Consider the following 8,894-nt stretch of genomic DNA (forward strand, 5'->3'; position numbering starts at 1 on the left):
AATTGTTTCTATAATAGGAAGTTCGGTATCAACTTCGATTTTTCTATATGATTTGCTTATTGGTTTATTAGTTCTAGGTTTTATAGGATTTTTAAAATATGGGATTAGAAGATAAGTTATTAAAACATAAAGAATTCTGATAGTATTTGTTAAGTTAATAATTAAAGATTTCATTTTTGGTTTGTCTCTCCTTTCTTTTGTATTTCTTTTATATTTTTGGTGCTACTTAAAGTATATCCAAAGAGGGGGGAGACAACCAAACCTATATATTATTCAAATTTCAATGTTTGGGTGTCGAATTTGCTCTAAACTTTTGACACTACGTAGGAAACGGTAGGAGGGAGTTTATGAGTAAAGTAGTTGCATTGACAGGGGCTGGTATATCTAAAGCTAGTGATATACCTACTTTTGAGGAATTAGGAGATTTAAGACAGAAATTAAGTAGGAGTTATTTTGAAAATTATCCTATTAAGTTTTATGAGATACTTAAGAAATTTAAAGATACTGTAAGAATTGCAAAACCTAATGAAGCACATATAGCTTTAGCTAAATATGATATTCCGGTAATAACTATGAATATAGATTCACTTCATAAAAAAGCAGGAAGTAAAGATGTATTAGAGATTCACGGAAATCTTGAGACGGTTTTCTGTAATAAATGTAATAGAGAATATGATTTTGATGTTATTTATGATTCGATTTATTGTAAGAATTGCAAGAGTATACTAAATCCTAATGTAGTATTATATGGAGATATGATTCCGAATTATTTTACTGCTATTGATATTATCAGTTCAGCCGATATATTGCTAGTCGTAGGTACTTCATTTTATACTTCGACTTCAAGCGATTTAGTTTATAGAGCAAAAAGTTTAGGGATAAAGGTGAAAATAATAAATGAGAGAGCAGAAGAATTGGTGCCGGAATTTTTGGAGAAAGTTATGAGAAAGGATTGAAGTGTGAATGTGCTTTTATAATCTACTATTATAAAATCCTATTTTTTTATTTTTACACATTAGTGTTCAATAAATAAGAAATATTTCCACTGACTTTTAAACTATAAGATATTCTAAATCTATTGATAATAAAAAATACAATATGGAATATTACACCAATAGATACAACTAAAGATTTCCTGAAAAGAAATGTTTTGGATATGAGCTAGACATTCGTAACAATTAGGTGGTGAAAGTCTACTGTGGGGTTGATCGTGTGAACTACTAGCCAAGGGCAACGGTGATATAACAAAACAAAGCCTAAAACGATCCGAAGGCTTATGCAGTGAATGTGGCGTATATATAGGAGGAGAGTGGTTGTGCTTATCCCGGAAGGTTTCAAGGGTACGCCATTTAGATGAACTTTCAAATAACAACCTGATATTTATTAATAATAAAAAATTTTTGCTGATAAAATATTACTTCTATACTCCATGCATTTTCCCAAAAAAGATATTACTGTATTTATCATATTAGATGTTATTTCAAGTTTTGATGTTTTTTATCGTATAGCTTTATTGGAACTGATCAAAGTTCTTCAAAAGGAATTATGGCCATTATAAGTCAGTAAAAAATATTAAAGATACGCTTTTTAAAAATGCATCTATAATTATTTAAATATTGATTTAATGTTTGTTTCATTGTACTAATCATATCAAACGCCTTCTAGGGTATTGGTTTTGTTTAGATTAGTATTCCTAGGATTCAGGTATTTGATTTTTCTATTTTATGGAAAGCAACAATTTGTTTTTTGTAAATAGGTTAAAGTACAATAATGATAAAATGGGCGATAAGGGCAAATATTTAAGGGGGAGAGAACAGGATGGATAAGCAAGAAATATTTTTAGCAAAAGATGAGGATATAATAAAAGAGCAAAAATTTGCTTATTCAACTTTAATGCCTTTTATTAAAAGTAAATTTAAAATAACAAATAAAAGAATACTTGGTAGTGTTCCAAATTTGTTTTGGTTAATTCTATTAGGAAGTAATGATGTTACATATCCTATAAAAAATATAGCTGGTGTTAGAATAGACAACAAATTTAATATCAAGAAAATTATTATAGGTATTATACTGGCATTGTTTGGTTTAAATACATTTAGTGATACTTTTTTTGGTGGGCTTGTTTTAATTTTATTGGGTATAATGAGTATAATTGAAGGAATTCAATGCCTTATTGTAATTCAGAGTACTGGCGGTTCATCAATTAATTATAAAATAGCACCTTATGAGAAAAATAAAGCACAAGAATTTATTAATAAATTAAATATGATTATTGCTGAAACAATTTAGTCTTTTGAATTAAAAAACTTATCGCCCATTTAGTATTCTAGCTTAAAAAGGTAGTGAGCTGTTTAGATTGGAGATAAAACCATAACAGTAGAGAAGCCTAAATAAAAAGGGTTCTTTAGTTTTTTAGCAATAGTTGGGGGCGTAGTTCTTTAGAACATTCAACTTTATTTATATAGACCAGCTAATAAAAGTCAAGAGTTAATTTAAAATTTTTTGAACCTTGAAAAAGAGTATAACAAACTAAGCCTATGAAAAACATGAACATAGACTTAAAATTCGTAATAAATTTTCGTATTCTTTCATTAAGAAACTAATGATGATTTTAATTTGCTTTGTCTGTATAGTTTGTTATGTTCTTCAGGTGTAATTATCCTGAAAGGTTTCTTATTTCTTAATACTGCCTATATGGTAAGAGTGGATCCATTCATTAGCCTTGAAGATATAACCTTGCATGTGAAAAGAGGATACCTTAAAAGTCTCAACTAGCCAAATTATATACATTCAAGGAATGGAACGATTCGCTTTATTAAGGGTATCAGCTGACAGGCTTCCCAGGAATATTACTCTTTCAAGAAAGATTATACATTAATTTGCCTGTTAGTTGAAACCCTTTAGAGGTTATTTTCTTAGATATATTAGTAGTAAGATAGGGACTGCTATATGATATATATATATCATAGAAATGAAAATTGATATATACATCGAATATTTGGGTTTTGATAACCTGATTAGATGAGAAGTATTACAAATATATCTTACAAGAAAGGGAATCTTTTTTGAAATTAGAATCCCCATTAATTTACATACATTTGTACTTTGTTAACAAACTCATGGTTCTTTAAGAGCCGTCTTGACTATATGCACTCTCTTCTAAAAGAGGCTGATACATCATAATAGCATGATTTTCAGTTATGTATTCATCTTCTATAAGTTCTCCAAATAAATTATATATCCGTCTGTGAATAATATTATGGCGCATATAACCGCCCCAATATTCATGTGTAATCCAATGTTTTTTTTCATAAACTTCATATCTTTTAGTTATAGGTTTTTCCGCTCTCCATTCGCCAACTAAATACTTGTCTGTTAAATAGACAATTAATTGATATGTTTCATCAGTTCCATTATATATTTGTAAATCCCTATAATTATATACACAAGTAGCACCACTACCAAAAGGTTGTGTTCTATTTACATCAGGGAAAACATCAAAACTGTGTCGATACCTTTCTGTAACAGTTAAAGGAGTATGTAATGTCATCCAGTAGATTAAGTTTGATAACTGACAAAGTCCTCCACCTATTTCAGGACGGAAACTTCCATAAAAAAGATTCATACCCTCTAAGTATCCTTTTCTTCTAGTTGGTTTACCAATTAATCTCCAATACGAAAACGTTTCGCCGGGTTTAACTATTACTCCATTAATTTTTTTTGTTGCAATTTTAAGATTAGTAATCTTATTATACTGCAAATACATATCAACATTTTTAAGTTTTCTAATTAGAGGAGTTTGGTGTTTAAATATTAAATAAGGTAATTTTGAGGTATTTAAGGTTTTAGCATATTTTTTATTTCCAAAATACCATTCAAAATACCTTTTAGCTTTATAATAATTTTTACCTAAAAAAATTCTAAATGCCGATCTTTTAATCGGTTTCATTTAAAATCCTCCTATTAGACAAGTTATCAATAATATTTTACCAATAATAGATTCTTATGTCAAAAATTAAAAAATAAGATTATAAATATGGCATTGTAAATATCCATAATTCATATCAAACGCTTCCTAGGTGTTGGTTTTATTTAAATTAGTATTCCTAGGATTTAGGCATTGACATATAAAACTAATTATAGTAGTATATATGGAAATATCAAAAAATGCTTATTGTACTTGATTGTGCAATAGATACTTTTAAAAGGGAGTGGGGAAGATGTTGATAGGCAAAAAAGTAAGATTAAGAGGTATTACAGAAAAAGATTTACCTAAAGCTGTTGAATATATGAATGATCCGGAAGTTATTCTTAATCTCATTACAAGAATACCTTATCCTGTGACATTAGATAGAGAGAAAAAATGGTATGAAAGTCAAATGGAAAATCAGGATACATATAATTTTTCTATAGAAACTTTAGATGGAGGATTATACATTGGTGGCTGTGGGGTAAATAGGCTTGATTTAAAAAATGGAGTAGCTGTAGTAGGTATATTTATTGGCCACAAAGATTATAGAGGCAAAGGGTACGGAACAGATGCAATGAATGTTTTACTAGATTTTATATTTAATCAGATTAACGTTAATAAAGTTCAACTTGATGTATTTGCATTCAATGAAAGAGCTATAAAATCATATAAAAAGTGTGGTTTTGTTGAAGAAGGCAGATTAAGACAGGTAATTTTTAGAAATGGCAAATATCAAGATGTAATTGTTATGGGGATACTTAGAGAAGAATATTTTAATAATAGAAAAAAATGAATATGTATTAACTAATATATGAATGAACGTAAAAAAACTTTTATTTTATAACTGATAGTAATATAATAGTTAATGTAAACATCAAAGTAGGAGGTAGTTTGATGCCGAGGCCTGTTAAATGGAGAAGGATTGAAAATCTACCAGAATATGAATATTTTGTGCCAGTTAATGTATCTAATTGTGAATTAAAAGAAAATATCATTAAAGTTGAAGAATTAGAAGCTATAAGACTTAAAGATTTAGAAGGATTAGATCAAGAAACATGTGCTAAAAAGATGGAAGTTTCAAGACAGACATTTCAGAGAATTTATAATGAAGCTAAAATGAAAATAGCAGATAGTTTAGTTAACGGAAAAGCTATAAGAATAAAGGGAGGAAATTATACACAAAATATTTGTGTATTTATATGTGAAAAATGTGGTACAAAATGGGAAAATAGAGTAGAAGATATTTATGAAAATGAGGTAAGATGCCCAGAATGCGGTTCAGAAGATGTCCATTGTGCAGATAAACCTAGAAGGAGTTTTTGTCAAAATAGATGTAGAGGTAGAGGAAGAGGTTTAGGAAGATATAGAAGATGTGAACATAATGGTAAATAGCTTTATTATAGTTATTGGGTTTAACAAAATCTTCAATATTAAAATGAAGATTTTGTTCTTTTTTTTGAAAAAAAGTTATTGACATATGCCCAAAACAGAATTATAATAAAATTAGAAAATGAGCATATGCTCAAAATAATCAAGGAGGGGTTAAAATGCCAAGAGGAGATAGAACAGGTCCAATGGGAGCAGGACCAATGACTGGTAGAAAAATGGGTTATTGTGCAGGTTATGATGTTCCAGGATATATGAATGCGGGATATGGCAGAGGTTATGGTAGAGGATTTGGAAGAGGATTCGGTAGATTTTGTAGAAGAGGATTTGGATTCGGCAGAGGATTTGGATGGAGAGCTTTTGCTTATAATGCACCATCAAAAGAAGAATTAAAAGGATATATAAATGAAGAAATAAGATTTCTTAAAGACCAATTAGACAGTTTAGAAAAAAGATTAAAAGACCTTGATTCAAAAGAGGAAGCCTAAGGTTAAACCCTTTAGGCTTCTTTTTTTTATTGTAATTTATTGTGAATTATAAAAAATATCTATAACTAAAATTTTTTTATAAAAATATTCAATTTGTATTCAGGTTAATTATTGGATAATATTAGTATTGAAGGAAAATAAACATACTAGAATGGAGGGAGTTATGTGAGAGACAGTAAAATAAAAATCATTGCATCAGGGGGATTAGTAGGTATATTAGCAGCAATATTAGTGAAGTTGGGAAACCCAGCTAATATGGGTGTATGTGTTGCATGCTTTTTTAGAGATATTACTGGGGCTTTAGGTCTACATAGAGCTAGCGTAGTACAATACATACGTCCAGAAATACCGGGCTTTATTTTAGGGGCTTTTATTATGGCTAAGATTAAAGGAGAGTTTAAATCTAGAGGTGGCTCGGCACCGATATTGCGTTTTATTTTAGCTTTTTTCTTAATGATAGGTGCATTAGTATTTTTAGGTTGTCCTTTAAGAATGATTTTAAGACTTGCTAATGGGGATTTGAATGCAATAGTAGGTTTATTAGGCTACATAGTAGGAATTTGGATAGGAACACAGTTTTTAAAGAAAGGATTTACTTTAGGAAGAAGCGTAAAACAGCCAGAGATTGGCGGATATACTATGCCGGTTTTTGCAATAATTTTAATTATATTATTATTATCAGCACCTTCATTTATTTTATTTAGTGAAAAGGGACCCGGTTCTATGCATGCACCTGTATTTATATCTCTAGGTATAGGATTATTAATTGGTGCAGTATTACAGAGAACTAGACTTTGTACAGCTGGTGGAATTCGTGATGTCATCTTAATTAGAGATTTTCATCTATTATCGGGATTAATCGGGATATTTTTATTCGCTCTTTTAGGTAATTTAATTTTCAATTATAACGCTTTTCAAATTGGTTTTGCTAATCAGCCAATAGCTCATAATGATTTCGTTTGGAATTTTCTTGGAATGACTTTGACAGGATTATGTGCAGTGCTTTTAGGAGGATGTCCTTTGAGGCAGACAATTTTAGCAGGAGAAGGAGATCAAGATGCAGCAATAACAATATTAGGATTAATGGCAGGAGCTGCTTTTGCACATAACTTTAGTTTAGCTGCTAGTCCTAAAGGAGTACCATATAACGGTAAAATAGCAGTTATTATTGGATTGATTATAGTTGTGATTATTGGATTTAGCAAGGTATTAGATTTTGTAAGAAAGGAAAATAAAGGGGGCGTACAAATTGAAGCATAATGTTGTAGATGCGAGAGGAAGATCGTGTCCTGAACCTGTAGTTATGACTAAAAATGCAATTGATAAATTTGATGGACAACCAATAGAAGTTTTAGTAGATGCAATGGTTGCTGTAGAGAATATTAAACGATTTGCACATAATCAAGGCTTTGATGTAGAGGTTATAAAAAACGAGGAAGATTATACATTGATAATTAGAAAATAGGTGGTAAAATGAAATATTTCTATTGTGTAGCTACTTTTCATTCGACATATCATGCATTGCAGTTTGAAAAGGTGTTAAAAGAGAGAGGATATGAAGTAAAACTTATGCCTGTACCAAGACAAGTCAGTTCGAGTTGTGGAACTGCAGGAGAGTTCCCATGTGATAAAAAAGAGGAGATTCTTAAAATTTGTGAAGAAGAAGGTATTATAGTAGATCAAGTATATAAAGTTGAAAAGAAAGAAAAGAATAATTGGCTTTCTAAATTAGTTAATTTTAACATGAAAATATAGATTGAGGCTGTTTGCAAAAAACAGCCTTATTTTTATAAAACTAAATATAATTATATTATGATGAAGAAATTTATCGATATCATTAAAAAAGTCAGAAAAAAACAAATAATTTGACAAAAAATAATAACAAAATTTTGAAAATTATGATAAAATAATATATAACAATATATAGTTATTGTTTTTAAGGGGAGTGATTAGATGGAAGATATAGAGCTATTAAGTCCTGGACAGCGATTAAAAAAAATTAGAAAGATTTTAAATGTCAATCAAGAAGAATTAGCTGGAAAGAAATTTTCTAAAAATTATATTTCTATGTTTGAAAATGATAAAAGGAAAATAAATATAATTAATGCGATTTATCTTTCAGATAAAATTAATAAATTAGCTAAACAAAAAGGTATTGATATAAACGTAAGTGCTTCTCTGTTTTTAAAAACTGAAAAAGATATAGCTAAAGATAAATGTTTAGAGTGGCTTACATATATTGAATCGAAAAATAATATAAGCATTTATGAAATAAATTCAAAATTATATAATGTTATATTACTATCTACTAAATACGGTCTAGACGAATATAAAGCGAAAGCATTGTTTTTAAAAGCAGAAAATGAGTTTTTAAGAAATCATTTTAATTGTGCAATTACGTTATTTTTAGAGTCAGTAATTTACTATTCGAAATTAGATGATTATATATCTATTTCTGATATATATAAATATATTGGAATGATTCTATATAATAAAGGAGATTTGAAAGAAGGATTAGTTTATTTTAATTTAGCAGAAAGTATGTTAACTAGAAACGAAGATATAGATAATTCAAGGATGGAAGATATTAAATATCGTAAAGCTCTTACATTTTACAAGTTAGGTCAGTATGAATTAGCTAATAATATTATACAGAAAATAAGTAATATAAATGATAAATTTTTAGAATTGTCTAATAAGATAAATGATTTTATAGCTAGTTAAAAAAACAGGGAAAGATTTCCCTGTTTTTATGCTTTATGTGTGCCGGGCATGCGTAACAACTAGGTGGTGAAAGTCCACTGTGGGGGTTGACCGTGCCAACCACTAGCCAAAGGCAAGGGTGTCCATCGTGAGGTGGAATCTGAAGGAAGCCGGAGGCAAAATCCTGGTCCGAGGTACACGAATCACATTCGAGGCTGTATAAATCGGGTGAGTTTGCATAACAAAACAAAGCCCAAAACGGTCCAAAGGTTTATGCAGTAAATGTGGCGGATATATGGGAGGAAAGTGGTTACGCTTACCCCGGGAGGTCTCAAGGATACGTCATT

Annotated in this window: 10 protein-coding genes; 9 read left to right on the plus strand and 1 reads right to left on the minus strand. The window is 29.5% G+C overall.

All coding sequences use genetic code 11. From position 1 onward, the window contains the following. Positions 1-347 precede the first annotated feature (347 nt). Positions 348-956 carry a Sir2 family NAD-dependent protein deacetylase gene (locus BUB51_RS11000; RefSeq protein WP_073197740.1) on the plus strand — a complete coding sequence of 203 codons (609 nt, stop codon included), beginning with the start codon at positions 348-350 and terminating at the stop codon, positions 954-956. 862 nt (positions 957-1,818) lie between these two features. Beyond that, the gene (locus tag BUB51_RS11005) at positions 1,819-2,289 is read left to right on the plus strand and encodes a hypothetical protein (RefSeq protein WP_073197741.1); all 471 of its coding nucleotides are present in this window, start codon (positions 1,819-1,821) and stop codon (positions 2,287-2,289) included. An 838-nt stretch (positions 2,290-3,127) separates the two neighbouring features. Here BUB51_RS11005 and BUB51_RS11010 read toward each other — a convergent pair. After that, complete coding sequence (locus BUB51_RS11010; RefSeq protein WP_073197743.1) at positions 3,128-3,949, minus strand: VanW family protein; 822 nt, start codon at positions 3,947-3,949, stop codon at positions 3,128-3,130. 271 nt (positions 3,950-4,220) lie between these two features. On the opposite strand from BUB51_RS11010, the gene BUB51_RS11015 reads away from it, so the two are divergent. The 7 genes from BUB51_RS11015 (at position 4,221) to BUB51_RS11045 (ending at position 8,568) form a co-directional block, all read left to right on the plus strand. Further along, positions 4,221-4,763, plus strand: coding sequence for a GNAT family N-acetyltransferase (locus BUB51_RS11015; protein WP_073197745.1), 543 nt, complete (start codon positions 4,221-4,223; stop codon positions 4,761-4,763). Positions 4,764-4,864: 101 nt separating this feature from the next. Beyond that, a complete protein-coding gene (locus BUB51_RS11020) occupies positions 4,865-5,362 on the plus strand; it encodes a DUF134 domain-containing protein (protein WP_035163063.1) in 498 nt (165 codons plus the stop codon). A gap of 155 nt (positions 5,363-5,517) precedes the next feature. Beyond that, a complete protein-coding gene (locus BUB51_RS11025) occupies positions 5,518-5,844 on the plus strand; it encodes a DUF5320 domain-containing protein (RefSeq protein WP_073197747.1) in 327 nt (108 codons plus the stop codon). Positions 5,845-6,009: 165 nt separating this feature from the next. Next, positions 6,010-7,104: a YedE family putative selenium transporter gene (gene yedE, locus BUB51_RS11030; RefSeq protein WP_073197749.1), complete on the plus strand. Its 1,095-nt coding sequence runs from the start codon at positions 6,010-6,012 to the stop codon at positions 7,102-7,104. Further along, positions 7,094-7,309: a sulfurtransferase TusA family protein gene (locus tag BUB51_RS11035; RefSeq protein WP_073197750.1), complete on the plus strand. Its 216-nt coding sequence runs from the start codon at positions 7,094-7,096 to the stop codon at positions 7,307-7,309. Before yedE ends, BUB51_RS11035 begins: the two co-directional genes overlap by 11 nt. An 8-nt stretch (positions 7,310-7,317) precedes the next feature. Beyond that, entirely contained in the window at positions 7,318-7,599 is a 282-nt protein-coding gene (locus tag BUB51_RS11040) for a putative Se/S carrier protein (protein WP_073197752.1), read from the plus strand. Between the two features lie 198 nt (positions 7,600-7,797). Further along, a complete protein-coding gene (locus BUB51_RS11045) occupies positions 7,798-8,568 on the plus strand; it encodes a helix-turn-helix domain-containing protein (protein WP_073197754.1) in 771 nt (256 codons plus the stop codon). Positions 8,569-8,894: the final 326 nt, after the last annotated feature.

This window comes from Caloranaerobacter azorensis DSM 13643, assembly GCF_900129995.1.
Taxonomy (GTDB): domain Bacteria; phylum Bacillota; class Clostridia; order Tissierellales; family Thermohalobacteraceae; genus Caloranaerobacter; species Caloranaerobacter azorensis.